Source organism: Pseudomonas sp. GW821-FHT07F05, from assembly GCF_059418765.1.
Window position 1 is genome coordinate 134,084 of the sequence record NZ_JBWKQL010000006.1, and the last position, 26,985, is coordinate 161,068.

The 26,985-nt window shown below is 60.3% G+C and carries 25 protein-coding genes; 7 read left to right on the forward strand and 18 right to left on the reverse strand.

Annotated features, from left to right (window positions below; all coding sequences use genetic code 11):
• Positions 1 to 15 precede the first annotated feature (15 nt).
• Positions 16 to 1,032, reverse strand: a complete 1,017-nt coding sequence (gene gntR, locus AC07RO_RS14960; protein ID WP_495086391.1) for an HTH-type transcriptional regulator GntR — start codon at positions 1,030 to 1,032, stop codon at positions 16 to 18.
• Between the two features lie 268 nt (positions 1,033 to 1,300).
• Here gntR and AC07RO_RS14965 point away from each other — a divergent pair, with 268 nt between their 5' ends.
• From AC07RO_RS14965 to csrA, 3 genes are all read left to right on the forward strand, one after another.
• Positions 1,301 to 1,828 (forward strand): gluconokinase, encoded by a 528-nt coding sequence (locus tag AC07RO_RS14965; protein WP_192174361.1) that lies wholly within the window; start codon positions 1,301 to 1,303, stop codon positions 1,826 to 1,828.
• Positions 1,829 to 1,956: 128 nt separating this feature from the next.
• On the forward strand, positions 1,957 to 3,309 hold the full coding sequence (locus AC07RO_RS14970; protein WP_192174335.1) for a GntP family permease: 1,353 nt from the start codon (positions 1,957 to 1,959) through the stop codon (positions 3,307 to 3,309).
• Between the two features lie 589 nt (positions 3,310 to 3,898).
• Positions 3,899 to 4,087 carry a carbon storage regulator CsrA gene (csrA, locus tag AC07RO_RS14975; protein WP_037012727.1) on the forward strand — a complete coding sequence of 63 codons (189 nt, stop codon included), beginning with the start codon at positions 3,899 to 3,901 and terminating at the stop codon, positions 4,085 to 4,087.
• A gap of 279 nt (positions 4,088 to 4,366) precedes the next feature.
• Here csrA and AC07RO_RS14980 read toward each other — a convergent pair whose 3' ends face one another.
• Positions 4,367 to 4,603: a DUF465 domain-containing protein gene (locus AC07RO_RS14980; RefSeq protein WP_282370873.1), complete on the reverse strand. Its 237-nt coding sequence runs from the start codon at positions 4,601 to 4,603 to the stop codon at positions 4,367 to 4,369.
• Positions 4,604 to 4,766: 163 nt separating this feature from the next.
• Between AC07RO_RS14980 and AC07RO_RS14985 the strand changes: the two genes are divergently transcribed.
• Positions 4,767 to 6,020, forward strand: a complete 1,254-nt coding sequence (locus AC07RO_RS14985; protein ID WP_495086392.1) for a M20/M25/M40 family metallo-hydrolase — start codon at positions 4,767 to 4,769, stop codon at positions 6,018 to 6,020.
• 22 nt (positions 6,021 to 6,042) lie between these two features.
• On the opposite strand, the gene AC07RO_RS14990 is transcribed toward AC07RO_RS14985, so the two are convergent.
• Together AC07RO_RS14990 and AC07RO_RS14995 are read right to left on the reverse strand one after the other, a co-directional pair.
• Positions 6,043 to 6,975 (reverse strand): ketopantoate reductase family protein, encoded by a 933-nt coding sequence (locus AC07RO_RS14990; RefSeq protein ID WP_495086393.1) that lies wholly within the window; start codon positions 6,973 to 6,975, stop codon positions 6,043 to 6,045.
• Between the two features lie 179 nt (positions 6,976 to 7,154).
• A complete protein-coding gene (locus tag AC07RO_RS14995) occupies positions 7,155 to 8,522 on the reverse strand; it encodes a pyridine nucleotide-disulfide oxidoreductase (protein WP_463583544.1) in 1,368 nt (455 codons plus the stop codon).
• Positions 8,523 to 9,390: 868 nt separating this feature from the next.
• On the opposite strand from AC07RO_RS14995, the gene AC07RO_RS15000 reads away from it, so the two are divergent.
• Positions 9,391 to 9,789 carry a hypothetical protein gene (locus tag AC07RO_RS15000; RefSeq protein ID WP_495086394.1) on the forward strand — a complete coding sequence of 133 codons (399 nt, stop codon included), beginning with the start codon at positions 9,391 to 9,393 and terminating at the stop codon, positions 9,787 to 9,789.
• 11 nt (positions 9,790 to 9,800) lie between these two features.
• Here the strand turns inward: AC07RO_RS15000 and AC07RO_RS15005 are convergent, their stop codons facing one another.
• The 3 genes from AC07RO_RS15005 to AC07RO_RS15015 form a co-directional block, all read right to left on the reverse strand.
• A complete protein-coding gene (locus AC07RO_RS15005; RefSeq protein ID WP_495086395.1) occupies positions 9,801 to 10,259 on the reverse strand; it encodes a hypothetical protein in 459 nt (152 codons plus the stop codon).
• Positions 10,260 to 10,345: 86 nt separating this feature from the next.
• Positions 10,346 to 10,606, reverse strand: coding sequence for a DUF1652 domain-containing protein (locus tag AC07RO_RS15010; RefSeq protein ID WP_282370862.1), 261 nt, complete (start codon positions 10,604 to 10,606; stop codon positions 10,346 to 10,348).
• A 357-nt stretch (positions 10,607 to 10,963) separates the two neighbouring features.
• On the reverse strand, positions 10,964 to 11,440 hold the full coding sequence (locus AC07RO_RS15015) for a GNAT family N-acetyltransferase (RefSeq protein WP_192174343.1): 477 nt from the start codon (positions 11,438 to 11,440) through the stop codon (positions 10,964 to 10,966).
• 343 nt (positions 11,441 to 11,783) lie between these two features.
• On the opposite strand from AC07RO_RS15015, the gene AC07RO_RS15020 reads away from it, so the two are divergent.
• The gene (locus tag AC07RO_RS15020; RefSeq protein WP_495086396.1) at positions 11,784 to 12,716 is read left to right on the forward strand and encodes a hypothetical protein; all 933 of its coding nucleotides are present in this window, start codon (positions 11,784 to 11,786) and stop codon (positions 12,714 to 12,716) included.
• A 1,076-nt stretch (positions 12,717 to 13,792) separates the two neighbouring features.
• On the opposite strand, the gene dctM is transcribed toward AC07RO_RS15020, so the two are convergent.
• From dctM to AC07RO_RS15060, 8 genes are all read right to left on the reverse strand, one after another.
• Entirely contained in the window at positions 13,793 to 15,076 is a 1,284-nt protein-coding gene (gene dctM / locus AC07RO_RS15025) for a C4-dicarboxylate TRAP transporter large permease protein DctM (RefSeq protein ID WP_065989499.1), read from the reverse strand.
• The gene (locus AC07RO_RS15030) at positions 15,076 to 15,708 is read right to left on the reverse strand and encodes a TRAP transporter small permease (RefSeq protein WP_495086397.1); all 633 of its coding nucleotides are present in this window, start codon (positions 15,706 to 15,708) and stop codon (positions 15,076 to 15,078) included. Before AC07RO_RS15030 ends, dctM begins: the two co-directional genes overlap by 1 nt.
• 120 nt (positions 15,709 to 15,828) lie before the next feature.
• Positions 15,829 to 16,827, reverse strand: a complete 999-nt coding sequence (locus tag AC07RO_RS15035) for a TRAP transporter substrate-binding protein (protein ID WP_423574784.1) — start codon at positions 16,825 to 16,827, stop codon at positions 15,829 to 15,831.
• A gap of 178 nt (positions 16,828 to 17,005) precedes the next feature.
• Complete coding sequence (locus AC07RO_RS15040) at positions 17,006 to 17,830, reverse strand: HpcH/HpaI aldolase/citrate lyase family protein (protein WP_495086398.1); 825 nt, start codon at positions 17,828 to 17,830, stop codon at positions 17,006 to 17,008.
• 67 nt (positions 17,831 to 17,897) lie between these two features.
• Positions 17,898 to 19,097: a CaiB/BaiF CoA transferase family protein gene (locus AC07RO_RS15045; protein WP_495086399.1), complete on the reverse strand. Its 1,200-nt coding sequence runs from the start codon at positions 19,095 to 19,097 to the stop codon at positions 17,898 to 17,900.
• Between the two features lie 226 nt (positions 19,098 to 19,323).
• Entirely contained in the window at positions 19,324 to 20,673 is a 1,350-nt protein-coding gene (locus tag AC07RO_RS15050; protein WP_495086400.1) for an MmgE/PrpD family protein, read from the reverse strand.
• A 10-nt stretch (positions 20,674 to 20,683) separates the two neighbouring features.
• Positions 20,684 to 21,847, reverse strand: coding sequence for an acyl-CoA dehydrogenase family protein (locus AC07RO_RS15055; RefSeq protein WP_495086401.1), 1,164 nt, complete (start codon positions 21,845 to 21,847; stop codon positions 20,684 to 20,686).
• Positions 21,848 to 21,910: 63 nt separating this feature from the next.
• On the reverse strand, positions 21,911 to 22,750 hold the full coding sequence (locus AC07RO_RS15060) for an HTD2 family dehydratase (RefSeq protein WP_495086402.1): 840 nt from the start codon (positions 22,748 to 22,750) through the stop codon (positions 21,911 to 21,913).
• A 129-nt stretch (positions 22,751 to 22,879) separates the two neighbouring features.
• Between AC07RO_RS15060 and AC07RO_RS15065 the strand changes: the two genes are divergently transcribed.
• Entirely contained in the window at positions 22,880 to 23,824 is a 945-nt protein-coding gene (locus AC07RO_RS15065) for a LysR family transcriptional regulator (RefSeq protein WP_495086403.1), read from the forward strand.
• A 119-nt stretch (positions 23,825 to 23,943) separates the two neighbouring features.
• Here AC07RO_RS15065 and AC07RO_RS15070 read toward each other — a convergent pair whose 3' ends face one another.
• From AC07RO_RS15070 to AC07RO_RS15080, 3 genes are all read right to left on the reverse strand, one after another.
• The gene (locus AC07RO_RS15070; protein ID WP_495086404.1) at positions 23,944 to 25,026 is read right to left on the reverse strand and encodes a hypothetical protein; all 1,083 of its coding nucleotides are present in this window, start codon (positions 25,024 to 25,026) and stop codon (positions 23,944 to 23,946) included.
• 470 nt (positions 25,027 to 25,496) lie between these two features.
• A complete protein-coding gene (locus AC07RO_RS15075) occupies positions 25,497 to 25,877 on the reverse strand; it encodes a cupin domain-containing protein (protein ID WP_495086405.1) in 381 nt (126 codons plus the stop codon).
• 267 nt (positions 25,878 to 26,144) lie between these two features.
• Entirely contained in the window at positions 26,145 to 26,984 is an 840-nt protein-coding gene (locus AC07RO_RS15080; protein WP_495086406.1) for an AraC family transcriptional regulator, read from the reverse strand.
• Position 26,985: the final 1 nt, after the last annotated feature.

A 26,985-nucleotide genomic window follows, 5' to 3' on the forward strand; every position in this document is an offset into this window, starting at 1 on the left:
TGCCCACGAAAGCACCTATGTGCTTTCCCGCACCACCAGTTCAAACCCGAGATCCACCTGGGCCTCATGAACCGTGCCGTCCAGCAAGCCGAGCAATAGTTGCGCGGCGCGCTGGCCGACCTGTTCGCGCGGGGTGCGGATGGAGGTCAGGCGCGGGACCATGTGCGCCGAGCCCGGCAGGTCGTTGAAGCCGATCAGCGACACCTGTTGCGGAATGCGGATGCCCTGCCGCAGGGCTTCCAGCGATGCGCCCTGGGCCAGGTCGTCGTTGCAGAAAAACACCCCGTCGACGTCCGGATGCGCTTCCAGCAATCGGGCGAACAGCTCGCTGCCCAGGCCAATGGACGACGGCAGCGGCGATGCCATCTGCAGCCCTTCGTCATACAGCCCTTCCTGCTCCAGCACGCCGCGAAAACCGACGCCCCGTTGAATCACCCGTGGATCGAGCTGCGCCGACACGTACGCCAGTCGCCGTCGTCCACGACTCAACAGATGCCGCGCCGCCTCGGCACCCGCCTGTTGCTGGGAAAACCCCACGCAGGGTTCGGCCCGGGTCGGGTCCAGTTCCATCATGTGCACGCAGGGCACGCCGCTGGACGCCAGCAATTGCTGCGCCGCCACGCTGCGGTCAAAGCCGGTCAGCAGAATGCCGCGCGGTCGGTGAGACAGATGGCTGCGCAGCAGGTTCTCTTCTTCTATAGGCGAGTAGTGGTAATTACCGATCACCACTTCCAGCCCGCGCAAACGCAAAACCGTCTGAATGGCTTCGAGGGTTTCGATGAACAGCTGGTTGGACAGCGACGGCACCAGCACCACCACTGACTGACTCTGCGAAGACGCCAGCGCCCGTGCGGCAGGATTGGCGACATAGCCTAGACTCAGCGCAGCAGCGCGAACCTTTTCTACCAGTTCAGGCGCCACGGTGGCCACGCCACGCAACGCTCGGGACGCGGTAATCGGCGAGACGGCGGCCAGTTTGGCGACTTCGTTGAGAGTGGGACGACCGGTGGAGCGGGAACCAATACGTGTCATGCGTTGCCAACTGATTGGAAGGAAGCTGCGGGGGTTGCGATTGTGTGGGATGGGCTCTAAGGTAGCGCTATCTCACGGAGGCCCGCAACTTTTCGATCGTCTAAACGACTGGATTGATGCATCTCATGGATCAGCGAGATACCCATAACAATGACTACACCTGGAAACAGTCTCGCCGGACTTGCACACCATTCGGCGAAGACAGCGCTGTCTCCGGGACGAGGTTTTTATGACTACTGCTCCACATGCTATTTCCGCCATCGTGGTAATGGGTGTTTCCGGCTGCGGCAAGAGTGCCGTCGGCGAGGCCATCGCTAAAAACAGCGGCGGTCGCCTGATCGAGGGTGATGCGTTCCATCCTCAAGCCAACATCGACAAGATGAGCGCGGGCCATCCCCTCGACGACAACGACCGCGCCGGCTGGCTGACCCGCCTCGGCGAAGAAGTTGCCGCCGCGGTAAAGAACGGCGAAAAGCCCGTTCTCACCTGCTCCTCCCTCAAGCTCATCTACCGCGAACGTCTGCGTGCAGCCGTCCCGGAGCTGGGCTTCGTGTTTCTGGAGCTGACCAAAGAACTCGCCACCGAACGCTGCTCCCATCGCCCGGGGCACTTCATGCCGGCCAGTCTGGTCGACAGCCAGTTTGCGACCCTCGAGCCTCCGTACAACGAAGACCGCACACTGGTGGTAGACGCGACCAAATCGATCGAGACCATCGGTAAGGAAGCGGCCACCTGGTGGAGCGAGTCTGGCTCCGAATCTCACACCCCATCTGTCACCGCGCGCACCGGCTCTTGATCCTCGATCAGGCGTGAGCGGCAAAGGTAGCGCTGTCTCTGATGACGCTGCCCTCGCTTCACAGGGCAGAGAGCAACAGCGTCAAGCAGTAGCTCCAAAAAAACAAAATACAACGGAGAGACACCCCCATGTTCGGCATGACTCAAGACACGTATCTGCTGGTCGATGCGTTGGTGACCATCATTGGCCTTGTGCTTCTGATCACCAAGTTCAAAGTCCACCCCTTTATTGCATTGACCATCGCTGCAGGCTTTCTCGGGCTGACCTCCGGGATGCCGGTCGACAAAGTGATGAAATCGTTCCAGGACGGTTTCGGCGGCGTGCTCGGTTTCGTCGGCATCATCCTTGGCCTGGGCACCATGCTCGGCAAGCTGATGGCCGATTCCGGCGGTGCTGATCAGATCGCCCAGACGCTGATCCGTCGCTTCGGCAAGGACCGCGTGCACTGGGCCATGATGTTTTCGGCGTTTCTGGTGGGTATCCCGCTGTTCTTCGAAATCGGCTTCGTGCTGTTGATCCCGCTGGTGTTCATCGTTGCCCGTCGCAGCGGTGTGTCCATCGTCAAAATCGGTATCCCGTTGCTGGCAGGTCTGTCGGCCGTCCACGGCCTGGTGCCACCGCACCCGGGTCCGCTGCTGGCCATCGGCATCTTCAACGCAGACATCGGCAAGACCATTTTCTACGGTCTGATCGTGGCGTTCCCGACCGCAATCATCGCAGGTCCCATCTACGGCAAGTGGATTGCCAAGCGCATTCCGGGCAACCCGTCGAAAGAGCTGATGGACCAGATTGCCAAAGAATCGACCAACGAAAACCTGCCGAGCTTCGCCATCACCCTGGTGACGATCCTGCTGCCGGTGTTCCTGATGCTGCTGAAGACGTTCGCCGACGTCGCGCTGCCAGCCGGTCACATCTTCCGCATCTGGATGGACTTCATCGGTCACCCGATCGCTGCCCTGTTGTTCGCCCTGCTGCTGGCGTTCTACACCTTCGGTTCGGCCCGTGGTTTCAGCCGCGACCACATCATCAAGCTGCTCGACCAGAGCCTGGCGCCCGTGGCCGCGATCGTGCTGATCGTCGGTGCCGGCGGTGGCTTCAAGCAGATGCTGGTGGACAGCGGCGTGGGTAACCTGATCGGCCACATGGCCGTGCAGGCGCAGATCTCGCCGATTCTGCTGGCGTGGCTGGTGGCTGCGGTGATCCGGATTGCTACCGGTTCTGCGACCGTCGCCACCATCACCGGTGCCGGGATTGTGGCCCCTGTGGTCGGCATGATCCCGGGCGTGAACCGTGAGCTGCTGGTTCTGGCAACCGGTGCCGGTTCCCTGATCCTGTCCCACGTGAACGACGCAGGCTTCTGGCTGGTCAAGCAGTACTTCAACATGACCGTGGCCGAAACCCTGAAAACCTGGACCGTGATGGAAACCATCCTGTCGGTGGTAGGCATCATCCTGATCATGCTGTTGTCGCTGGTCGTCTGATGCTTTGATCGCGGCAAATTGACGCTGCGGTTTCTCCGCTGTTCCCATGCCCACCCTCGCGGTGGGCATGTCGTTTCTGCCCCCCTCAAACCATTCACCGCCACGCTCCGGATGCTGAGGCTAGCAGTCTGCAGGGCAGGTGAACCGGGCCTGATACAAAACCGTTCACACATGCCGTCATCAATTCGATTAAAGTTACCGCGTTTTGCCGGTACTCATTTGGGAAGTCTCCTACACTCCTTTCAGAGAACTCGTACTCAGCAATCTAATGAAAATTTCATCGCTGCCCGGCATGAGTTCTTTGCAATAAAGCTCAAAGGAGTGTGGAATAGGCGCCGCCCGGAATTCGACTATCAGCCCGATAGCCGATTCGCGCGGGAATTTCCCGCCAGCATCAGGCAAGATTCACCTGCCGTTCGACCCAGGAGCCACGCTAACTGTGACGAGACGATGAACCTGGGGAATTAAAATCGTACCAATGGCGTCATACTGATGACCGCATTTGGATGCATTCGGCAATTACCATCACCCAAAGGCTCACGCCAGCCTCCCGGTAGAGGCGCTTCATGAGGCCATCAAGGAAAAGATTATGTTGATACTCACCCGCAAAGTCGGCGAAAGCATAAACATTGGTGACGACATCACCGTCACCATTCTGGGCGTTCAGGGCCTCCAGGTTCGTCTTGGCATCAACGCTCCGAAAGATGTTTCCGTGCACCGCGAAGAAATCTACAAGCGCATCAAGGCCGAGACTGCACCTGACCAGGATCCGCAATAAACCCTCCGGTTTATGCTTATTCGATAACTGTCAGCGGCCACCCGGTGCTGACAGATCGGCGACGGCGACTGACCAGACGCCGTTTTTTTTCGTCTGAACTTTGGATCCATGGAAATCGCCCCACGGACAACTAAGCCCGAGCGAAGACACTGATTCAGCGTATTTGACGATGCACTTCCGGATGTCGAGGCAAGTTGTCAGACATCGGGTATCGCCAACTAAAAACGGCCGACCTCCATAAGAGATCGGCCGTTTTAGTAACTGACCCGTTTAACCCGATCAGTTCGGGGTGTTCAGGTGACTGGCGATGGTGTCTTTTGCCTGCAACCGTTTTTCCTTGAGTTTCTTCAACTCCTCGTCGGGGATATCGCCCGCCTCTTCGGCGCTGACAATCTGGATGTCCAGCTCATCATAGTGCTCGACCAGGGCATTGAGCTTCGCGTCGCTGCCCTTGCGCTTGGCAAGCTCTTCTTTGGTGATGCTCAGGTCCGCGTACAAATCGTGCTTAACCGGCATGGGATGCCTCTCCTCTGATGGCTGATGTAGGAATGTTGAGGGTAGCCCACCGGAAAGGTTCGACGTTTTTGCCGACGTGAATAACGCGTTTTGACATGCACGATCCTGTGCAACGGGCTAGGGTGTCGATCGAGCCCTCTTCATGCCATTACAAGGATCGACAATGACCTCACCCTTTTCCCGCTCCCTTCTCGCCAGCGCGCTGGCCTTCGGTATCGCTTTTTCAGCGGCAGCGCCTGCTTTCGCCGAGCCCGACAAGCAGGTTCAGGCAGATGCCGAGCAATACAAGGACGAAGCGCTGAAGCTGCTGGAGCAGCTGGTCAATATCGATACGGGCTCCGGCTACGAGCCGGGACTGACCCAGGTGCGGGACATCGTCGTCGCCCAGCTCAAGGCGCTGGGCGCAACCATCGAGATGATCCCCAATACCGCGCCGGACAAAAGCCAGCATGTGGTCGCGACGCTCAAAGGCACCGGCAAGGCGAAGATCTTGCTGATGGCGCACATGGACACCGTATTCAAGGAAGGCTCCGCCGCGGCCCGGCCTTTCCACATCAAGGACGGTCGCGCGTACGGGCCGGGGGTGATGGACGACAAGGGCGGCATCGTGGCCGGGCTCTACGCGCTGAAGATTCTGAAGAAACTCGACTTCAAGGACTACGCGCAGATTACCTTCCTGCTGGACGCCAGCGAAGAAACCGGCTCGGCTGCCGCCACCGCGCTGATTCAGAACGTCGCCAAACAGCACGATGTGACCCTGAACCTGGAGCCGGGACGTCCCGCCGATGGTTTGGTGGTCTGGCGCAAAGGCAGCGCCACCGCCGTGGTCGAGGTCAAGGGCAAGGCGTCCCACGCCGGCGTCGCGCCGGAGCTGGGGCGTAACGCGGCCATGGAGGTGGCGCATCAGATTCTGCAACTGGGCAAACTGGGCGATGCCGAGAAGAAGACCACGATCAACTTCACCGTGCTCAACGCGGGCGATCGTACCAACGTGATCCCCGATCAGGCCACCGCCAAGGCCGATGTGCGCGCCGCCGTGCCGGAGGAATTCGACCGCATCGAGAAGGACCTGGCCCGCGTCTCGGCGGACAAACTGATCCCGGACACCCAAGTAACGACCCGTCTGGAGCGCGGTTTGCCGCCCATGCCGCAGACGCCGGAAACCGACAAGCTGGTCGATATCGCCCAGGGCATCTACGGCGAGATCGGCCGCAAGCTGAGCATCGAGGGCAGTGGCGGCGCGGCCGATGCGAGCCTCTCGGCCGGGGTCGGTGTGCCAACGCTGGATGGCTTCGGCATCGTCGGCGGCAACATTCACACGCCCGAGGAATATGCCGAAGTCGACAGCGTATCGCCGCGCATTTACCTGCTTACGCGGATGATCATGGAGCTGGCGACGCACACCCCGGCCAAATGACTGACACCTGCTCCCTGCGCTGTCACGCGAGGCGCCGCGCCTCATACGCGCGCAGGTGCAGAGACACGTAATCGAGTGCCGACAGTGAACCTTCAGGTGACCTGTCGGCGCCTGGCCGCCGGGCAATCAGCTCACCGAACACATGCTCCACTTCAATCGGCGCGCCGCGCTCGATGTCCCTGAGCATTGAGGCGGTCATCTTCGAGCCGGGGGTGGTCAGCATGTTCTCGAAGCGCTGGCGGACTTCACTGCGCAGCGGGTGCCCGGCGTGCTCTGCCACTTGGGCGCACTCATCCAGCAACTTCAGAATCAGCCCTTCCCCGCCACTGGCGACCACGTCGCCGATGCTCGCGCGCATCGATCCGGTAATGCCGGCCCCGGTCGCGATGAAGCACCATTTTTCCCACATCTCCTGAGTAATCTGCTCACTCAGAATCGCGTCGAACCCTGCATTGCCCAGCGCCTCGGCGACCTGCTGAATGCGCGGCGTCAGCCCACCGTCCCGTTCGCCAAACGAGAGCTGGTTAGTCTCGTTCAAGTGAAGGATGGCGCCCGAGGCATCGCGGTCCAGCGAGATCAGGCATTGGCCGCCGAGCACGTTTGCGGGGGAGAACCGCTCGGCAAGGCGATCCAGATGCGCCATGCCATTGAGCAGCGGCAGGATCAACGTCTCTGGCCCGACCGCTGGCGCGAAGGATTCCATGGCGGCGTCAAGGTCGTAGGCCTTGCAGCTGAGGACGATCAGGTCGAATGGCGTGTCGAGCATCGCCGCCATGACCTGCGGCGGCGCGGGGTATTCGATGTTACCCAGCGGGCTGCGCACGATCAGCCCGTCACGCTCCAGTTCCTGCGCCCGTCCTTCGCGCACCAGAAACGTCACGTCTCGCCCTGCGTCCAGCAATCGGCCGCCGAAATAGCCGCCGATCGCGCCCGCGCCCACCATCAAAATACGCATTGGTCAGTTCCTGTTCGATGCAACGTCGAGGGTCAGGCAAGCAGAATAGATCAGCGGCCGGACTCAGGCGAACTGCTTATATGGCGGCCAACATCTAGTTTGCGCGACGGCATCACGGGCAAAAAAATCCCGGGCTGCCTAACCAAAGGAGCGCCGGGATTCGGGTGTTGCAAGGAGCATCAGGACTGCGCGTTGACCAGCACCGGCCAAAGGAATGGCAGGCGTTCTTCGCTGCGACTGGACACCAGCCGTGGCGCAGCAGGGATGGGCTGCACGGCCGGGGTCTGCAAGCGGGTCAGGACCGAGTCGATCACCACGCCGCTGGCGTCGTGATGGAACTGCCAGACGCCGTAGATGCGGCCGTCAAACGACGCTTCGCTCCCCAGTCGCGGATCAACCCCCAGCCCTGCCCCCAGACCGAACAGGTGCAGGCCATGCAGGCGCTGACCGCTGGCATCCAGCGGACAGCCTGAAGGGTCGGAATCCAGTCCGCCCTTGACCTCCATCAGCGTGATGGCCTCGCCCCCGGCATGACTCAATGCCGGCAGCACCGGCTGATAACCGGTGCACTGCACGACAATGTCGGCTTCCGCCAGCGCCTGACGGGCGCGCTCGAACTGATCGGCCGGGCCCTGATGGGTCTGCAGCAACTGCACGCGGACGCCGGTTTTGCCGATCTGGCCTTTGGACAGGGCTTCACGGCCCACGTCCAGCGCCCGGTAGCGCAAACCGCCCGAGCGGTTGACCCGACCCGAAACCGGGCAGACATCCCTGGCCGCATCGAAGGCATAGCCGGCGTCCAGCGCGGCCTGAGCGGTTTCATAAAACAGGCGGATCGGCGAACGGTGGACCAGCGTCACTTCCTCCAGGCCGGCGAATTCCAGCGCGTCGGCCAGGTTTTCCAGCACCGAGAACGCGCTGTGGGAGCCACCCACGACGCACACCCGGCCCTTGGACGCCAGCGTGGTCGCGAAGAGGTGGCGCAGTTGCACGGCGTTCATTCTCAGCAGTGCGTCGGCGCTCTCGATCCGCGCGGAAGGTGGTACCGCGAGGCCTTGATCCGCCAGGCTGTCGAGCAGGTGCTGCGGGTCCTGCCAGCCACCCAGATTGAGGACGACTGCGCGGCTGCGAATACGCCGACTGCGGCCTTCGGACTCGACCCACACTTGATACTCGTCACCCTCACGCACGATCTCGGTGATCGTCGTGCTGCTCCATAGCTTCACGCCGTAGCGCTCGACGATAAAGTCGAGCACCAGCTTCGAGGCTTCCGCCAGCAGTTCAGCGACGTCCGCCAACTGCGGCGCGCTTTGCGCCTGACGACGGATGCGCCAGTAGGCGGGCGAATGCTCGAGGGGCTCGAATACATCACGCAAAGCCGGGTCGCGCAGACAATCAAGGAACACATCGCCCACTGAGTTGGCGGTGATCCGGTAATCGCCCAAACGACCCGTGCCCGGCGTGGGACTGGCGTCGACAATGATTAAACCTTCCTTGGCCAGTTCTGGCATGGCGCCACTTTTCAAGGCGTTGAAAAGCAGCCCCATCCCCGCAGGTCCGGCACCTCCTACTACGCAACCGCAAACGGTTTCCAGATGATCTCCTTGCATAACTGTCACTCCACGCTGGGTCGTTACCGTATCGCCACGTGCGTTAAAAACCGCCCCACTTACGTGGGCGTTCAACCGCTACCGCTGAAGCGACGTCTGGACTTTCAAGTTGAAAAATAAATGAGCAATGACTGAACTACTGCACTTCTGGCAGACACAACTACCGCAGTGATTTGCATCACGTCGGTGGTGATAAAGGGTCGGATGACCGACGCGAGGTCGATCGATTGGCGCAGGCTCTGGGACGCCGCTTTCGGGGCAGCAGCTCGTTTCATGAGCCGGCCGGTCGCCACCTGTTGAGGCTTCCCTTCGTCAGGTTTCTTAGAAGGACGCTACCGCCAGCTCATCGCGCGTCTAAAGGGAATAATCCTGAAACGAGAAGTATCGGGCGCTTGCACTAAGCGCGGGGTTATCTAAGTTGAAAACGTAACGTGATGTTTGCAGGGATTAGATGAAGTGTCAATTTTTTGAGAAAACGCTGCATCAGCCTAACTGGAGACATAACTCATTGTTTTTAAAGGAATTAGCAAATATGACGCCATTATTACGTCGCCTCATCAGAGCCCCATGTATTTATAAAATAAGAAGGCTTGGCAATTTAGCTGCAAAACTCAGGTCGCCGATGGATAAGTGCTCTTATTCGCAATAAGGCATGGGGTAAGCGTCATCCTTAGTTGCAGTTGCCAATCACCGGGGACGTCTTGCAGCGTTTATTGACGTCAGAAGTTTTTCAGCTTCATATACATTTACTTCCCCTTGAAGAGCAGAGTCACTCTCTGGCGTATCCGATGAATGGAGAACTATCGTGAGCGCCGATGAGAACTATTCCGCCCTGGCATGTCTCCATTGTCATGCTGAGCACTTTCCCACGGACAGAGAGGTGACCCTGATGAATGCTGATAAAACCCGTCGGTCCAGCATTGCCGAAATTGATTATTCGCGAGATACGCTGTTTGGCCCTATTCCCATGCAGGCCACCTGCCGAGTGCGACTGGCCACCATTGAGCATGACGGTCACAGCCTGCGCGAGCTGACGATCATCGGCGACGTGCCGGATTATTTGCACAAGTCAGCGATCATTCGCGTTGCGATGGATGGACGCATGGAAGCAGGGCCTGTGCGAGAACACTATGCGGTTCAAGACAACGGCGAAGAGCAGTTCAAACTGCTCTTCGAAAACGAGCACCGTCGCCGGATGCATTGAGAAAGGTAGGATTACTGCTGGCCGATGTGCACGTGAATGGCCTGAGCGATGCCCAGCGGTTTGCTGGATCGAGTCTCTGAAGCACCCAGCGGTGCAGGCGTCAGTGGTGGTGAGCTGAAGAGCAGCGCCGCTGCGGAGGCAGACGCCTCTTCTGACGTAGCGGACGTGCCGCTCTCCGGCTGACCTGCCGGCGCGATTGCGGCGCCGTAGCGCAGGCCTTCTACTTGGGGTTTGACTTCCAGCACCGGCTCGGCGGGAAGAAGCTGTTGTCGCTCCAGGGATGTCATAGGCGGCCGGAAACTGGCATTTCGCGTCTCCAGATGCTCCAGCATCGTGACGATCGTCGCCGCGCCCACCACAACAATCCCCAGCAGGCAGCCGACGCCGATCATGACCTTGCGACGGCGGCGCAGAGGCGCCACTCGTTCCTGCTCTCGTATCACCTCGATCCCGGGTTGCGCGTGCGCCATGCAAATCCTCAATATCCCGCCTGGCCGCTTTGGGCCGATACAGACCAACATAAGGCCGAATGCCGATTATTGCTAGAGCCCCGCGCTCACCCCGCCAATGCATGGGGGTAATGCCTGGCCCTTTCGAGCTCGGCCTGGAGATCTCGAATCAGTACGCACAAGGCGTGGCTGTTATCGAGGGAATCCAGGGCAATATTGGAAGCGAACAATTCGACGTGCTCGGTGACGGGGTCGATGACTTCAACCGTCATCACATCCTCCAGCACCGTGCAGTTGCAGCGCAGAGGCAGAAACGCACTTTCTATGATGCTGCGCAGTTCAAGATTAGAGAGCGTACAGGCAATCATCTTCAATCCTCCACAGGCAGGACTGGGTGATGCGTTCAGCCACTCGCCTGACTATAAGTAACCACTTCCAGGACGCTGGAAATGTTTCCCGTGCCTGCCTGCCATTCGGCAAACAGGAATATCCAAGTTATACGCCGCGCCCCAAAGTGAAGCAAACAACCGCGATTGCCCGCACTCAATTGCGCCAGACACAGGTTGGCTGAGCAAAATCGATTCATCGGAATAGAACCTTCCCCGTTAATCGTTTAACCAGCGGGGTCAGCGGATCAATCGACACGATCAGGCGGCGAGCATGCGCTCAGCCATTCGTCGGGCGTCCTTGGGCAGCCCGACGAGTGACGTTATTTGCTGATGGGATCAGCTGCGTGGCAACTTGAGATGAATGAGGGCAACGCGAGCGCCCTTTTTGTCCTGACGCTCTTCAATGGCGAAGGGTTTGAATCCCAGCTTGGGGTAGAAGAGCAATCCGGGAACGTTATGGTTGAAGCAGGAAGCGGTCAGTTCCGCCGCTTCATGTTTGCCGAACGCCAGTTCCATCATGCAGCCAATCATGTAGCGGCCAACGCCTTTGGAGCGAAAGCGCGGGTCGATGATGACGTTGCCCATGGAGCACCGGCCTCTGAAATCGTAGCGGGAGAAATTGGCGAATCCTACCACTTGGCCGTCCAGCTCGATGACGGTGTTGTCCGAGCGCTGCGCGATGGATTCATTGAGCTGCTCCGGTGTCAGCGGGAATACCGCCTTCGGAAACATATAGAAGAGCTCGTCAATGCTCTGGGGCATGTCGCAAATGAAAGGAACGTCTTTTTCTTCCAGGGGGCGATGGACAAACATGCTGGGTTACCTCTCGAAGAAACAGGGGCTGTGGGCGGACTATAGCTGTCAACCTGCGGGGCTGACGTTATAAGACACCATCCAGGCATAAATGTGCCGGGATGTTGCGCATTGACGGAATCCGTCGCAGAAGATTGTCGCAAACCTCTGACAGCCATGGAAATCCCGTCACCGGGCAGAACGCATCCGCACTTTTGGGACGTTCATGCATTTTGCACGGCCTCTTTAGATAGCTGAATTTACAGGTCATTGATTTTTAAGAGTTTTTATTTGAATCCGCAGCTGGCACAGGCAGTGCACCGTAATGGGGAGAAGCACAACATCATTCGCACGGAGCAGCACAATGAACGTCTCACCTGATTCTTATCCTGCCGCTGTAGAAGAGTCCTCCTCGGTCTCGGGCGTGTCCTGGGGAGCCATCTTCGCTGGCGCCGCCGGTGCCGCCGCGTTGTCCCTTATCCTGGTTCTGCTGGGTTCGGGTCTTGGTTTCTCGGCGATGTCGCCCTGGGCCAACGAAGGCGCGAGCGCCAAGACCATCGGCATCTCGACGGTCGTCTGGCTGGCGCTGACGCAGATCGTGGCATCCGGTCTTGGCGGTTACCTCGCCGGTCGTCTGCGCGTCAAATGGGCCAACATGCACGGTGACGAAGTCTACTTCCGTGACACCGCACACGGCTTCCTGTCGTGGGCTGTCGCTACGCTGGTGGCCGCCGTGTTGATCGTCGGTTCGGTCAGCGGCATCGTCGGCAGCGGCGTTAAAGCCGGCGCTACCGCGGTTGCCGGTGTTGCAGGTACTGCCGCCACTGCGGCCGGTTCTGCAGCGGGCAATACCAGCAGTGACCAATACGGTTATTACATCGATTCGCTGTTCCGCGATGATCGTCCTGCTGCTGTCAGCGATGATGCTGCCCACGGCGTGGTGGTGCGTATCTTCACCAAGACCATGGCCAACGATGGTCAGCTGGCTCCGGAAGACCGTACCTACCTGGCACAGCTGGTCGCTCAGCGTACCAACCTGAGTCAGGCCGATGCCCAGGCGCGTGTTGATCAGGTTTACGGTCAGGCCAAGCAAGCTGTTGCCGATGCCAAGCTGAAAGCTCAACAGGCTGCCGATGCTGCGGCGAAAGCCGCTGCAACGGGTGCGCTGTGGACATTTGTTTCGCTGCTGTGCGGTGCGTTCGTGGCCAGCCTTGCCGCTATCTGGGGTGGTCGTCGTCGTGATGCGGTGACGTATGTCGAAACCCGTGCTTATTCCACTACTTCCAGCATTCGCTGATTAAGGAGAGTCATCATGCGTTCACTACTTCTGTGGTTCCTCGGCATTCCAATCCCGATCATCATTTTGATTGCACTGTTTGTGCATTGATTGAGTGATTGATCAAAGATCCGCGCTGTTCCCCCCGAGGCAGCGCGGATTTTTTTCGTCTGCCACAAAGCAGGAGATCAAGAGCGTCTGCCTAAGGGCAGACATTTCGCCTTCGGCGACTTACTTTTGAAAAGCACCAAAAGTAAGCAAAAGTGCCTGCTCCTGGTTGGGCCCTTCCTTCGTCAGGGTACCTTCACTCCGGTCTCGCTCCGTGGGCCCGCGCCGAACGGGCATCCATGCCCTGACGGCGCTCTCGCCGCATCCATGCGGCTCGACCCACTCCACGAGACCTGCGTTCAGCCTGCACCCAAGTCGCGATTAGTGTTGTTTGGACTTCCTGCATACGAAGATCAAAAGCGCGTTTAAGCAGATCAAGGGCTTCCCGGCTGAAGCCGGTCCTACAAGAGCAAATCGCGCTGACTGCAAAGGTTGCCTTTAGTGGGACCGGCTTTAGCCGGGAAGAGGCCAGTCCAGGCGCCAACAATTTGCTGAGCGCCCCCTGCCTGTGGGAGCAAGCTAGCTCGCGAATGCTGCATTTCAAACACCCATTATTCGGCGGATGTACCAATGCCTTCGCGAGCAAGCTCGCTCCCACAAGTCCTCAGCGTCTGGACTGCCCGGGCTCTCCTCTTAATCTGATTTGGATCTGCTTTTGATCTTGATCTTCATACGCAAGAGGCTCAAACACCGCCAATCGCGACTTTGGTGCAGGCCGAACGCAGACGACGCGGAGTGGGCCGAGCGGCATGGATGCCGCGAGAGCGCCGCTAGGACATGGATGTCCGTTCGGCGCGGGCCCACGGAGCGTCGTCGGAGTGGGGGAACCCTGAGGAACGAAGGGCCCAACCAAGAGCAGGCACCCTTGGTTACTTGGGGTGCTTTTCCAAGTAACTCGCCGAAGGCGAAACGTCTGCCCTTAGGCAGACCGCCGTAGATCTTGATCTTGATCTTGATCTTGATGTGGCTCTAAGAACGACCCCCATCTCTCATGGCATCCCCAACCAGTTCGGCAGTGCCAGCGAAATGTACGGCACGTACGTCACCAGCAACAGGAACACCAGCAGGATCGACAGCCATGGCAACGCCGCACGAATGGTCTCGCCCAACGTCAGGCCCGTCACCGCAGACGTCACGAACAGATTGAGCCCCACCGGCGGGTGGACCAGTCCGATCTCCATGTTGACCACCATGACGATGCCCAGGTGAATCGGATCAATGCCGAGCTTCATCGCGATCGGGAAGAAGATCGGCGCCAGGATCAGGATGATTGCCGACGGCTCCATGAAGCTGCCCGCGACCAGCAACACAATGTTCACCATGATCAGGAAGCCGATCGGAGTCAGGCCTTCGGAGATGACCCACGCGGTAATCTGCTGTGGGATTTGCTCTGTGGTCAGAACGTGGGCAAACAGCATGGCGTTGGCGATGATGAACATCAGCATGATCGACAGCCGGCCCGACTCCAGCAGCACCTTCGGGCAGTCCTTGAAGCTCATGTCCTTGTAGACGAACAGCGCGATGAACGCCGAATACACCGCCGCCACCGCCGCGGCTTCGGTCGGGGTGAACATGCCGCTGTAGATCCCGCCGAGGATGATGACCAGCAGCATCAGGCCCCAGAACGCCCGTTGCGCTGTGTGCAGCCATTGGCGGAACGTAACCCGTGGCTGGGCCGGGAGTTTCTTGACCCGGGCGACGATGTAGATCACCACCATCAGGATCACGCCGAGCAGGATCCCGGGCACCACACCGGCAATGAACAACTTGCCGACCGAGGTCTCCGTGGCAGCGGCGTACACCACCATCACGATGGAAGGCGGAATCAGAATCCCCAGCGTACCGGCGTTGCAGATGATGCCCGCGCCGAATGCCTTCGGGTAACCGGAGCGCACCATGCCGGCGACGGCTATCGAACCCACGGCTGCAACGGTCGCGGGCGATGAACCGGACAGCGCCGCAAACAGCATGCACGCCAGCACCGCCGCAATCGCCAGACCGCCGCGGATGTGACCGACGCAGGCGTTGGCAAAGTCGATCAGCCGCTGCGCGACCCCGCCCGTGGTCATGAAGGCGCCGGACAAGAGGAAGAACGGGATCGCCAGAAAGGTGTAGCTGTCGGAGGTTTCGAACAGCTTGATCGCCAGCGAACTCAACGAGTCCGGGCTGAACAGCAGGATCGAAACGGCGCCGGACAAGCCCAGGGAAATGGCGATGGGCACGCCCAGGAACATGAAAACGAACAGCAGCAGGAACAGGCAGATAACGGTCATCAGTGCTGCTCCTCGGCAGGGTTGGCGAGTTTGCTCGCTTCAGCCGCTTCATCGGCCAGACCCAGCCCGGTCTGCCGGTGCGTCCAGATGCGGTAGAGGATTTCCAGGTAACGGGCGATAACCAGAGCAAAGCCGATCGGCACGATGACCGCGATGTACGCGACCTTGATGCCGTAACGATCCAGGTCTTCGGCACCGATGCCGGCCACGAACAACGCTGACACCCACTTGTAACTGGCAACGAGGAGCAGACCGGCGTACGCCAGGCAGCAGGCACAGGCCAGCATCGCCAGAATTCGCTGAACCGGCTTGCTGGTTTTCTTGACCAGCGCGTCGACCCCCAGGTGGCCCGCCGTGCGCACGCCGTAGGAAATCCCGAAGAAGATCAGCCAGCCAAACAGCGCTTTGGTCAGCGCCACGCTCCAGGTCATGCCTTGGGCGTAGCCCATCAAGTGGTCGCCGATGGCGGCGAAAAAGTCGCTGCTCACCGTCCATTGATCGCTGAGGGAATAAAACAGGGTGTAGATGTTGTTCAACGCCATGTAGACGAAAGTCACGAGGGTCATGGCAGCCAGCAGGAAGGCAATGATGCCCTCCTCCAGATGCTCCCAGAGTCGCGTCAGCGGGTGCATAAGCATTCTCCGAACGAAGCCGAATGTAGCCGGGCAGAGCGACGGCCGTGGAGGCAGACCACCCGCGAAACGGGTGGCCGCCGGGCCGTCACGGTCTGTATCGAGAAGCGTAGGAAGGGCTCAAGGCGCCTTGTTCGAATCGTCGGCGGCCTTGATAAGGTCGGCACCGATCTCTTCGGAGAATTTGTCCCAGACCGGCTTCATGACGTCACGCCATTTGGCGCGCTGCTCGGGGGTGAGCGTCACGATTTCGCTGGTTTTGGAATCGATGATTTTTTGCTTGGCCGTCTGGTTCAGCGCCTCGGCCTGCTTGTTCACCTCGACGGTGACCTGATCCATGATCTTTTGCAGTTCGTCACGCACGTCCGCCGGCAGGCCGTTCCAGAACTTGGAGTTGGTGATCACCATGTAGTCGATCAGGCCATGGTTGGACTCGGTGAAGAACGGCTGCACCTCGTTGACCTTCTGGCTTTCGTAGTTCGACCAAGTGTTTTCGGTGCCGTTGACCGTGCCGGTCTGCAAGCCCTGATAGACCTCGGCAAAGCTCATCTTGCGCGGGTTGGCGTGCAGGGCGACGAATTGGGCTTCGAGTACGCTGGAGGCTTGAACGCGAAACTTCAGGCCGCGGGCATCTTTCGGTTCAACCAGCTTTTTGTTGGCGGACAATTGCTTGAGGCCGTTGTGCCAATAGGCCAGGCCATGAATGCCCTTGTCGTCCATTGCGGTCAGCAACGCTTTGCCTTGAGGGCCCTGCTGGAAGCGGTCAACGGCGGCGAGGTCGTTGAACAGGAACGGCAGGTCGAATATCTGCACTTTCTTGGTGTACTGCTCGAATTTCGCCAGGGACGGCGCCAGCATCTGCACGTCGCCGAGCAGCAGGGCTTCCATTTCCTTGCCGTCACCGAACAGCGAAGAGTTGGGATAGACCTCGACTTTGACCTTGTCCTTCAAGGCCGGGTCGGCGGCGACCATCTTCTGGAAAAGCAGCGCGCCCTGCCCCTTCGGCGTGTTTTCCGCCACCACGTGGGCGAACTTGATCGTGATCGGGTCAGCGGCCTGTGCAAGGCCGGCCATAGACACCGCAGCCGCGCAGAAGAGCGCTTGGGTCAGCTTCAACATCGATATCACCTTTTTATTTTTGTAGGAGCTTATGTTTGAAGGAGCAGGTGGAGCGCATGAGCATAGTGCAACCCCACGATGACGAAGCCCCGGTGTTTAGAGAATCAGCATTTGTGTAAGCCGGCGTTCGGGGTTGATGAACGCGATGACGCGTTAACGCGATCGCCGGAGATGGGATTTACCCTGCCGCCAGCGCCAGCAACCGTTGAGCCCTGAGCAGCACCGGCGCGTCGACCATCTGCCCTTCCAGCTGAAACGCGCCTGCCCCATTGGCCGCTGCGCTGGCATTAATCACCTTCTGCGCCCAGTTCAGGTCATCAGTGCTGGGGGCCAGGGCGGCATGGATCACCGGCACCTGGGCGGGATGGATGCACAGCGCGCCGCCGTAACCCATGTCGTAAGCGTGGCGAATGGCGCGGTGCAGGCCTTGGGGGTCGCCGATGGCCGGGTGCACACCGTCCAGCGGTGGCAGCAAATCCGCGCCCCGTGAATGCAGTTGCACCGACATCCGCGCCTGATCGAGAAACATCTGCGCGGCGTGGGTACCGCTGTTGAGGTTCAGGTCCAGCGCCAGGTCGAGCCCGCCAAACGACAAACGCTCGACACCCTCGGCACGGGCGATCTGCTCCAGGGCCAGCAGGCCCTTGGCGCTTTCGATGATCGGCAGGACCGGTTTGCCTGTCTGCCAGACCGCCGCGACGTGAGCAGCGCTTTCGACCTTCGGCAGCAGCACCCCGGCGACGCCCGAGTGGTGTCGGCAAAACGCGAGATCATCGGCGTGTTCGGCATGAGTCGGCGCATTGACCCGCACCCACACAGAGGCTTGGGGGTTGTCGTTCAGGAAGGTCGCGAGATTGTCCCGCGCCTGGCGCTTGAGAGGTTCTTCGACGGCGTCTTCGAAATCGACGATAACCGCATCGGCGCCGGCCGCCAGCGCTTTGGCAAAACGATCGGGGCGACTGCCGGGGACGAACAGAGCGGAGCGGATGAGGGTATGGGCCATGTCGGTGTCCTGAGAATGTCCTGTAGGAAGGGTGCGCCGCGAAAAGAGCCTTTTGCAGAAACAGGCGCTAGACCACCCCGCCCGCCGCCATTCGCGTCTGGTCTTCCGCCGAAAACCCCAGCTCGCCAAGAATGCTGCCGGTGTGTTGGCCCAATCCCGGCACGCCGTCCATGCGCGGTGTGAACGCGGTGTTATGGCCGGGCGGCAGCAGCGACGGCAGCGGGCCGGACGGGCTGTCAACTTCGCGCCAGCGATCGCGGGCCTTGAGCTGCGGGTGGTCCCAGACACCTTGCATGTCGTTGACCCGCGCATTGGCGATCTGCGCGTCTTCCAGACGGGCCACCACGTCATCGACGCTCAAGGACGCGAAGCCGTCGACGATGATCTGCCGCAGCACCTCACGGTTTTCCGAGCGTTTGAAATTCGCCGAAAAGCGCTCGTCAGTGGCCAGCGCCGGATCAAGCAGGACCTTCTCGCAGAACAGCGCCCACTCGCGTTCGTTCTGCAGCCCCAGCATGATCGTGCCGCCCCCGCCGGTGGGAAACGGCCCGTAGGGATAAATCGTCGAGTGGGACGCACCGGCCCGTGGCGGTGGCGGCGCGCCGTTGTAGGCGTAATACATCGGGTAGCCCATCCACTCCACCAGACTTTCGAGCATGCTGACGTCGATGCGGCTGCCCTCTCCGGTCTTGTCCCGCAGCATCAGCGCCGACAGAATCCCGGTGTAGGCGTACATGCCGGCAGCGATATCGGCGATGGAACAACCGGCCTTGGCCATCTCGTCTTCGCCAGGGCCTCCGGTGACCGACAAAAAGCCGCCCTCGCTCTGGATCAACAGGTCGTAGGCCTTCTTCTTCTCGTAGGGCCCGCCTTCGCCGTAGCCGGAAATGTCGCAGACGATCAGGCGCGGGAAGCGTTCGTGCAGGGCGTCGAACGACAAGCCCATGCGTGCAGCGGCGCCGGGTGCCAGGTTCTGCACCAGCACGTCGGCCTTGGCGAGCAGGGACCCCAGAATGTCGCCGGCCTCGTCCTGCTTGAGGTCCAGGGTCAGGCTTTCCTTGGAGCGGTTGGTCCAGACGAAATGCGAGGCCAGGCCGTCGACGCGCTGGTCGTAGCCGCGGGCGAAATCGCCGACGCCGGGGCGCTCGATCTTGATCACGCGGGCGCCCAGATCCGCCAGTTGGCGGGTGCAGAACGGCGCCGCGATGGCGTGCTCGAGGCTGACGACGGTGATGCCGTCCAAAGGACGCGGGGGTTGTTGAGTCATGTTCGTAAACCTCATAGCCCATGGCGGGCAACTCACTCGCGGGAATGGTGGCTCTCATCAAGCGCCGTATGTGCCGCGCAATGAGCAGACGCCAAATAAACTGTGGGAGTGAGCTTGCTCACGAAGAGGCCGGTACATCCGGCACACCACTGCTCCTGATCCACTGCATTCGTGAGCAAGCTCACTCCCACAGAGACCGCATTCCCACAGCTAACCCTGTTTGCTGTTAGATCAAGCCGCTCAAATCCTGCGCATCGCGCAGCTGCCAGACCCGCTGAATCAATGCCGTGCCCTGCTCCACCGTGCGTGCGCCGGAGAACGCCAGCAGGCGCTGAACCTTGTCCTCCAGCTCAGGCCGCGACAGGGTGTTGCCCGGATCGCCTTTCGGCTCATCAATGCCGGCGCTAAGGGTGCGGCCATCGGTGGTGGTCACGATCACTCGACCCAACCAGCGCCCGGGATAGGCGCCATCCACTTCCGGGTCCAGCTCCATCGTGACCTTTTCGCGGAAAGCGGCGACGTCGGCATCGGTCAGGGCCAGGTCGCGGAATTCGATCAATTGCGCGCTGCCGTGAACGGCGATCAGCCCGAGCACCGCGCCCATGGAAAACTTGGCCTGGTGCACGGTCTGCGGCACATCGACCCGGCCGAGCACATCAATGGCGCCTTGATGAACCCGCGTGACCACCTTGGCGATCTGGTCATGGCGCAAGCCTTCGCGCTGCATCAGGTGGAGCAGCGCATCCGCAGCCGGATGGGTGTGGCGGCACGAAGCGTGAAACTTGAACGAGGTCTCGACCAGCGCCCAACGGCTGCCGAGGCGATCGGACAGCTTCGCGGAATCGGTGTCGCTGGACATCCCTGCAGCCATGCCCTGATCGCCTTCGAGAATATTGCGCGCGCCGGTGAGGCCGTCTTCGGTGAGGTACGCTGCCAGCAGGCCATCGGCCGCCGCCTTGGCGGTGTGCAGCTGTTTGGAATCGGCGGCATCACGGAGAAACTCCCACAGCCCGGCGGCCTGGGTGCCCGCCGTGCCCAGCAGGTTGATGAACTGCTCTTTGTCGAAGTTCAGCAGCTTGCCCACGCCCACCGCCGCAGCGAGGGTGCCGACGGTGGCGGTGGTGTGGAAGATGCGGTAGTGGGAGCGGCCCATGAACTCGCCGATGCGAATACCGGCTTCGTAACCGGCGACCGAGGCCAGCAATAAATCCTGCCCGGTCTTGCCGAGGTCCTGGGCCGCTGCGAGCACCGCCGAGAACACCACTGTCGCGGGGTGCAGCACCGAACTGTTGTGCAGATCGTCCTGCTCAACCAGGTGCGAAGACGCCCCGTTGACCAGCGCGGCGAAGTACGCCGAGGTGCCGCGACCGCTCACCAGAATTTTCGCCTTGCCCTCTCGCGGGCCCATGCGTTCGGCGTAGCGCTCAAACAGCGGGATGGGCCGCGCGCCCTGGCTGGCCAGCGCCGAACCGATCCAGTCGAGGAACAGGTCTTCGGTGCGGTCCAGCACGACGCCGGGAATCTGCTCGTAGGTCAGCTCGGCGAGGAAACCCGCCAATGCCTGGGTATGGCTCATTTCGGCGTCCTCAGAAGCTGCGTGGCAGGTCGAGCAGGTGCTCGGCGACGTAGGAAAGAATCAGGTTGGTGGAGATCGGCGCCACCTGATACAGACGGGTCTCGCGGAATTTGCGCTCCACGTCGTACTCGCAGGCGAAGCCAAAACCGCCATGGGTTTGCAGGCAGGCATTGGCCGCTTCCCACGACGCTTTTGCCGCGAGGTATTTGGCCATGTTGGCGCTGGCACCGGCGTTCTTGCCGCTGTCGTATTCCTCGCAGGCGCGCCAGCGCATCAGGTCCGCCGCTTCGATTTCGATGTGCGCCTCGGCGATGGGGAACTGCACACCCTGGTTCTGCCCGATCGGACGGCCAAACACCACGCGATCACGGGCATAGGCTGCGGACTTTTCAATGAACCAGCGGCCGTCGCCAATGCACTCGGCGGCAATCAATGTGCGCTCGGCGTTGAGGCCGTCGAGGATGTAGCGGAACCCTTTGCCTTCCTCGCCAATCAAGCTGTCGGCGGGCAGTTCGAGGTTGTCGAAGAACAGTTCGTTTGTTTCGTGGTTGACCATGTTGGCGATGGGCTGAACGGTCAGGCCGTTGCCGATGGCGTCGCGCAGGTCGACGATGAAGATCGACATGCCTTCGGACTTTTTCGTCACTTCCGCCAGCGGCGTGGTGCGCGCCAGGAGGATCATCAGGTCGGAATGCTGCACGCGGGAGATCCAGACCTTCTGGCCATTAATCACGTACTTATCGCCCTGCTTCACCGCCGTGGTCTTGATCTTGGTGGTGTCGGTGCCGGTGCTGGGCTCGGTCACGCCCATGGACTGCAGGCGCAGTTCGCCGCTGGCAAGTTTGGGCAGGTAATAGCTTTTCTGCGCGTCGCTGCCGTGACGCAACAGGGTGAACATGTTGTACATCTGGCCGTGCACGGTGCCGGAATTGCCGCCGCAGGCGTTCACTTCTTCGAGGATCACCGAGGCTTCCGCCAGGCCCAGGCCGGAGCCGTCGTATTCCTCAGGGATCATCGCCGACAGCCAGCCCTCATCGGTCAGCGCCTTGACGAAGGTTTCCGGGAAGCCTTTCTGCTCATCGATCTTGCGCCAGTATTCGGCCGGAAACTGGGCACACAGCGCGCGCACGCCGTCACGGATGGCATTGAGGTCTTCGTTTTCGTAGGGATTCATGGTGTCCACTCGCATCGGCCGGCGCCCAAGGGGTTGGCGCGCCTGACTGTATAAAGGAAGGATTCAGTCAAAAACGACTTCGGCGCTCTGGGCGACGCCGGCGTCATTGCCGGCCCACAGCTGCGCCTTGCCCGGCTCGACGATTCGTCCGCCGACGCGGAAGGCAGCAGGCACGTTCAACGGGCGCACGCCGCGATAGGCGAAATGCCGCACGCGCTTATCGGGGTTGGCACGAATGAATGCGCGCAGGTTGAAGGTGGCGATCATCGGCCCGTGCACGACCAGCCCGGAATAACCCTCGGTGTTGGTGACGTAGGGGTAGTCGTAGTGAATGCGGTGGCCGTTGAAGGTCACGGCGGAGTAGCGAAACAGCAGCGTCGGCGTCGGCTCGATGACCTCGCTCCAGTCGCCCTGCTCCAGGGCGTCGCCGCTGTTGAGTTTCGGCGGATTGGGCTCGCGGTAAACGATGTCCTGCTCTTCACGCACGCACAGCTCGCCGTGTTGCGAGTAGTCGTGGCGCACCGTCACGAACAGCAGCGAGCCGGTACGACCGTGCTTTTCCTCGATGTGCAGAATGGTCGACAGGCGATGGGCATCGGCGCCGACTTTCAGCGGCTGAATGAACTCGACGCGGCCACCCGCCCACATGCGGTTGCGGTTGTCCGCGGGGGGAAGAAAGCCGCCACGGGCCGGGTGGCCGTCACCGCCGAGTTGCGCTTCGAACACCGGCTCTTGAAAAAAGCACCACTGCCACAGCGGCGGCAACGGGTCGCCGACAGCGGGCGTGGGCTCGCCAAAGGTGGCTGCGATGCGCTTGATCAGGTTTACGCTCAGATGATCCTGGGCTTGTTCGGTGCGGCCAATCCAGTCCGTAAAATCCACGGATGACTCTGCAGCGCTCATGGGCGGGAACCCTCTGGGTTTGTTGTTATGGCCCGATCATGGAAGTGCGCCGGCATTCTGTGAATTTGCATTTGCGTATAGCGGCGTTCGGGTATGCTGAACGCCTTCTGCAACGTCCGGACACCTCCCATGCATTTCGACCTGGCTGACTTGCGCCTCTTCATTCATATCGGCGAATCACCGAGCCTGACCCAGGGCGCGCGCCGGGCGTTTCTCTCTCCAGCAGCTGCCAGTGCGCGGATCAAGGCGCTGGAAGGCCAACTCGGCACGCGCCTGCTGTACCGCGACAGCCGCGGCGTCGAACTGACCCCCGCCGGCCAGCGCCTGCTCAAGCACGCGCGGCTGATCATGAGCCAGGTGGATTACCTGAAAAGCGAGTTCACCCGGTACGGGACTGATTCGGCCGGGCACATTCGTATCTTCGCCAACACCACCGCTGTCACCGAGTTTCTGCCCGAAGTGCTGGCCGGGTTTCTGGCGAAACGGCCCGGCGTCACGGTGGACCTGCAGGAGCGTCTGTCCCGGGACATCGTGCGCGGCGTGCTCGACGGCAGCACCGACATGGGCATCATCGCCGGGCCGGTGGAAGCGGCGGGTTTGCAGGTCATCCACTTCAGCACCGACCGGCTGTTACTCATCGTGCCCGTGGGCCATGAGCTGGCGGCCGAGAAAAAGGTCACCTTCAAGCAGACCCTGGCGTTCCAGCACATCGGCCTGCACGAAGGCAGCACGTTGCTGAGTTTTCTGCGCGATCACGTTGAGCGGCTGGGGCAGAGCCTGTCGTTGCGGATTCAGGTATCGAGCTTCGAGGCAATCTGCCGGATGGTGGAAGCCGGGGTGGGCATCGGGGTGATCCCGGAGTCGGCGGCGTCGCGGCACAGTCGGACGATGGAGCTGGTGACCATCGAGCTCGACGAGCCCTGGGCGGTGCGCGAACGGAGCATTCTGGTCCGCGAACTGGACGCCCTCCCGGGGGTGGTCAGGGCGTTGATTTCGGTGTTGCTGCCCGATACAAGCCCGCCGACGCCGATGCCGATGCCGATGCCGATGCCGATGCCGATGCCGATGCCATAGCAACACGACTTACCTGCCGTGGCGATTCCCCAATGCCACCGGCAACTTGGCTTCTACGAGGCGACGCTTTACCCAATGCTCAGCCCGTATTCATTTGATGTCTCGACGACGAGCACAATTTAAACAACCACTATGTTTATGTCGTGAGTCATCATGAACCCCATGTATTTCAGACGAGTAGCGCCAAATATCCATGTCAACCACTCACCGGACAGGAGTGTGCCGGACCTCACAAACCCTATTTTATAGAACTCAATCCTATTCGTCGTATTGGCATTAGAGTAGGTCGCAACGGGAAGTATGACAGGACCAGGATTACCCGGTGCGCCGGTGTGATAAATGAACTTGAACCCTATGCCCTCAACGTTAGTTGGCCAGATCTCCGACAGAGCCCAGGGTTGAGGGCCTCTTTGATTCACGATTAAACTTGAGCCCGGTTCGTCAAAGCGAACTTGCGTAACAGCAGTGGGTGCGACATTCGCGGTCGTGCCTAACAGGGTGCCGTTGCTCAGCGAGTTGCTCACAACGATTTCACCGGCCGAATATGAAAATGTGTAGTAGGAAGTCGTATACCCTTCAACAAAGTTGGGATGCCCCACTAAAGAATCATAAGTCACCTGAAAAAGGAGCACCGGTGAGCTCACTGGACTTATTTCACCTACTGGAGTAACCGTATAAGACACCCGGACATTCATGCCAATGTTTTCATCGATATAGACTCGGGGGACGACGAAGACCAAATCCACGTTACTTTCAACCAACTTTGTCTGGGACGTAGAAGAGGCCGCCCCATTCCAGTTCATCGTTACACTGTCTCCCACCTGCATATAGGCATATTCGACGACAACGGTTGCAGAGTTGGTGACTTTGGCTAAGTTCAGCGAATTGCCGAATCCGGTCCCACTGTCCATGAACACTTCAACGACCTTCGGCGCTAAGAGTTGCAACGCTTCGCGTACCGTCAGGTTCCATGCATCACTGACGAGCGCATTCGACCTGGCGGTAAAGCGATGCTCACCGGTGGCCAGTGCAGAAGCAGTGAACTGCCATGCGCCATTTACCACCGGCGCTGTTCCAACTTTTGTATCACCATCATATATATCGACTGTGTCCACCAGGATTTGCGCACCCCTGCCAGCAAGGTACGTCCAGGCTGACCCCGGATCATTTGCCACTTCGCAGGCATCGCCGTTATCTACCATTTTTCACCTCTACACGGTAATCAGGATCGATCATTGATGTTACTGTCGCCCACGCAATGACCAAAGCCGGTCTGTATTTGTCGTCAGCCACTGTTTTATCTCGAATCAAACCTTCGAAGTGGTTGCTTCACGCTGCTATCCGGCCATCAACAAATATTTAACGACCTTCCCGACCAATCTAACTTCGTACCGGCAGTACGACTACTGTCATAAGTGACAGTCGCATAGCCATGCACACCGGACGCGTAGCAAAAACTCCGAAAATCAACAGCTTAACTGAACATAAGTGCCATCGAACTAACCCCTAGTCCGAAAAGATCTTAAGGATTGCCAAGTTCAGTAGAGTCAAGTGCAGCTGGTTTGGAAAAATAATGGCTGGTCGACTGAGATGGAGAGAGGCAGCCGGTAGCGTTGCGCGCCTACCACCTCAGACTTCTATATAAGGTCGGCCGAAGTCTCTACATAGCTCTTCATATCCAGACGTCGTTCTGCGCGGTGCGCTCGTTGGTGTCGTCACCGGTGTTGATCACGCCGCTGGGCTCGATCAGCATCAGCTTCACTTCCTTCTCGGCGTAGGGTTTGTGCTCGACGCCCTTAGGGACTACGTACAGCTCGCCCGCGTTGAGCTCGACGAAACCGTCGCGAAAATCGATGCGCAAAAGGCCTTCGAGCACGATGAAGGTTTCGTCGGTGTCAGCGTGGCTGTGCCAGAGAAACTCCCCTTCCAGCCGCGCCAGCTTGAACTGGTAGTCGTTCATCTGCGCGATGACTTTGGGCTGCCACTGCTCGGTGAACAGGCTGTATTTCTGGGCGAAATTGACGGGGGTGTGTTGGGTGGTGGACGTGGACACGAGGGCGGCTCCGAGGGGATTGATGTGGGGCCAATCTAGAGCGCGGGGGTGGGTGGGGTCTTGTACGTTATTGCAGAGTGACGGGTGGGTTGGTGTTGCGGTGCTTCAACTGACGCCTTCCCGGCTAAAGCCAGTCCTACAAAAAGCGCGCGGTGTGTCAGGAGGGATTTTGCGGTGCGACGTCTGACGCCTTTCCGGCTGAAGCCGGTCCCACAAGGTGTACAGCCTTCCCAGCCAAGGCCAGTCCCACCAAGGGCGTTCGATCCGCTATGCGCCTGCTCGCAACATCTTCAACCACCGCCCCGGCGGATAGCCGAAGGTCTTCACGAAATGCCGTGTCATGTGGCTCTGGTCGGAGAACCCCGCCATCACCGATGCGTCGCTCAGCGAAACCCCCAACGCTATCGAATGCCGCACCAGGTCCAGCCGGCGCAGGGTCAGGTAGCGATAGGGCGTGGTGCCGAACAGCACGCGGAAATCCCGCGACAGGCGCCAGCGATCGGTGTCGCTGGCCTGTTCCAGATCGGTGAGGCTCACGCCCTGCTCCAGACTGGCCATGAGCATTTCCCGCGCACGTTGCGCGCCGGCATAGTTGACGCTCTGGCGGCATTTGCGCACTCCGGCGGCCGCTTGCAGCGCAACGGCGAGGTCGTAGATCGCGTCGTCCAGTTCCAGAGGGTCCAGCGCGTTGTTCAGGTCGGAAAGCAGCGCCTGCGTTGCCCTGAACAGGCGCGGATCACTGGACGCCCCGCCCTTGATGAACGGCAGCGGCTTGCCGCCGAGCACCTGCTGAATCATCGCCGGTTCCAGGTAGAACATCCGGTAGCGAAAGCCCTCTTCGGTCCCGGCGTGGCCATCATGGGCCTCGTCGGGGTGCAGCACCATCGTCTGCCCTGGCAGGTTGTTGACTCGTTCCTTGCCGTACTGAAAGCTCTGCACGCCTGACATCGTGTGGCCGATGGCGTAGGTGTCGTGGCGGTGCATCTCGAAGCCGTGGCCATGAAAGTACGCCTCGATCCGCTCGATCTGCGGCAGCGGCGCGGCACGCAGTACCCAATCCCGCGTGGAAGGGGTCGGGTGAGCGTCTTCGTCTGCATGTGTGTCCATC

Excerpts from the sequence above, each read along its gene's own strand:
- gntR (WP_495086391.1), bottom strand. The coding sequence starts at position 1,032 with ATGACACGTATTGGTTCCCGCTCCACCGGTCGTCCCACTCTCAACGAA.
- AC07RO_RS14965 (WP_192174361.1), top strand. The coding sequence starts at position 1,301 with ATGGGTGTTTCCGGCTGCGGCAAGAGTGCCGTCGGCGAGGCCATCGCT.
- AC07RO_RS14970 (WP_192174335.1), top strand. The coding sequence starts at position 1,957 with ATGTTCGGCATGACTCAAGACACGTATCTGCTGGTCGATGCGTTGGTG.
- csrA (WP_037012727.1), top strand. The coding sequence starts at position 3,899 with ATGTTGATACTCACCCGCAAAGTCGGCGAAAGCATAAACATTGGTGAC.
- AC07RO_RS14980 (WP_282370873.1), bottom strand. The coding sequence starts at position 4,603 with ATGCCGGTTAAGCACGATTTGTACGCGGACCTGAGCATCACCAAAGAA.
- AC07RO_RS14985 (WP_495086392.1), top strand. The coding sequence starts at position 4,767 with ATGACCTCACCCTTTTCCCGCTCCCTTCTCGCCAGCGCGCTGGCCTTC.
- AC07RO_RS14990 (WP_495086393.1), bottom strand. The coding sequence starts at position 6,975 with ATGCGTATTTTGATGGTGGGCGCGGGCGCGATCGGCGGCTATTTCGGC.
- AC07RO_RS14995 (WP_463583544.1), bottom strand. The coding sequence starts at position 8,522 with ATGGGGCTGCTTTTCAACGCCTTGAAAAGTGGCGCCATGCCAGAACTG.
- AC07RO_RS15005 (WP_495086395.1), bottom strand. The coding sequence starts at position 10,259 with ATGGCGCACGCGCAACCCGGGATCGAGGTGATACGAGAGCAGGAACGA.
- AC07RO_RS15010 (WP_282370862.1), bottom strand. The coding sequence starts at position 10,606 with ATGATTGCCTGTACGCTCTCTAATCTTGAACTGCGCAGCATCATAGAA.
- AC07RO_RS15015 (WP_192174343.1), bottom strand. The coding sequence starts at position 11,440 with ATGTTTGTCCATCGCCCCCTGGAAGAAAAAGACGTTCCTTTCATTTGC.
- AC07RO_RS15020 (WP_495086396.1), top strand. The coding sequence starts at position 11,784 with ATGAACGTCTCACCTGATTCTTATCCTGCCGCTGTAGAAGAGTCCTCC.
- dctM (WP_065989499.1), bottom strand. The coding sequence starts at position 15,076 with ATGACCGTTATCTGCCTGTTCCTGCTGCTGTTCGTTTTCATGTTCCTG.
- AC07RO_RS15030 (WP_495086397.1), bottom strand. The coding sequence starts at position 15,708 with ATGCACCCGCTGACGCGACTCTGGGAGCATCTGGAGGAGGGCATCATT.
- AC07RO_RS15035 (WP_423574784.1), bottom strand. The coding sequence starts at position 16,827 with ATGTTGAAGCTGACCCAAGCGCTCTTCTGCGCGGCTGCGGTGTCTATG.
- AC07RO_RS15040 (WP_495086398.1), bottom strand. The coding sequence starts at position 17,830 with ATGGCCCATACCCTCATCCGCTCCGCTCTGTTCGTCCCCGGCAGTCGC.
- AC07RO_RS15045 (WP_495086399.1), bottom strand. The coding sequence starts at position 19,097 with ATGACTCAACAACCCCCGCGTCCTTTGGACGGCATCACCGTCGTCAGC.
- AC07RO_RS15050 (WP_495086400.1), bottom strand. The coding sequence starts at position 20,673 with ATGAGCCATACCCAGGCATTGGCGGGTTTCCTCGCCGAGCTGACCTAC.
- AC07RO_RS15055 (WP_495086401.1), bottom strand. The coding sequence starts at position 21,847 with ATGAATCCCTACGAAAACGAAGACCTCAATGCCATCCGTGACGGCGTG.
- AC07RO_RS15060 (WP_495086402.1), bottom strand. The coding sequence starts at position 22,750 with ATGAGCGCTGCAGAGTCATCCGTGGATTTTACGGACTGGATTGGCCGC.
- AC07RO_RS15065 (WP_495086403.1), top strand. The coding sequence starts at position 22,880 with ATGCATTTCGACCTGGCTGACTTGCGCCTCTTCATTCATATCGGCGAA.
- AC07RO_RS15070 (WP_495086404.1), bottom strand. The coding sequence starts at position 25,026 with ATGGTAGATAACGGCGATGCCTGCGAAGTGGCAAATGATCCGGGGTCA.
- AC07RO_RS15080 (WP_495086406.1), bottom strand. The coding sequence starts at position 26,984 with ATGGACACACATGCAGACGAAGACGCTCACCCGACCCCTTCCACGCGG.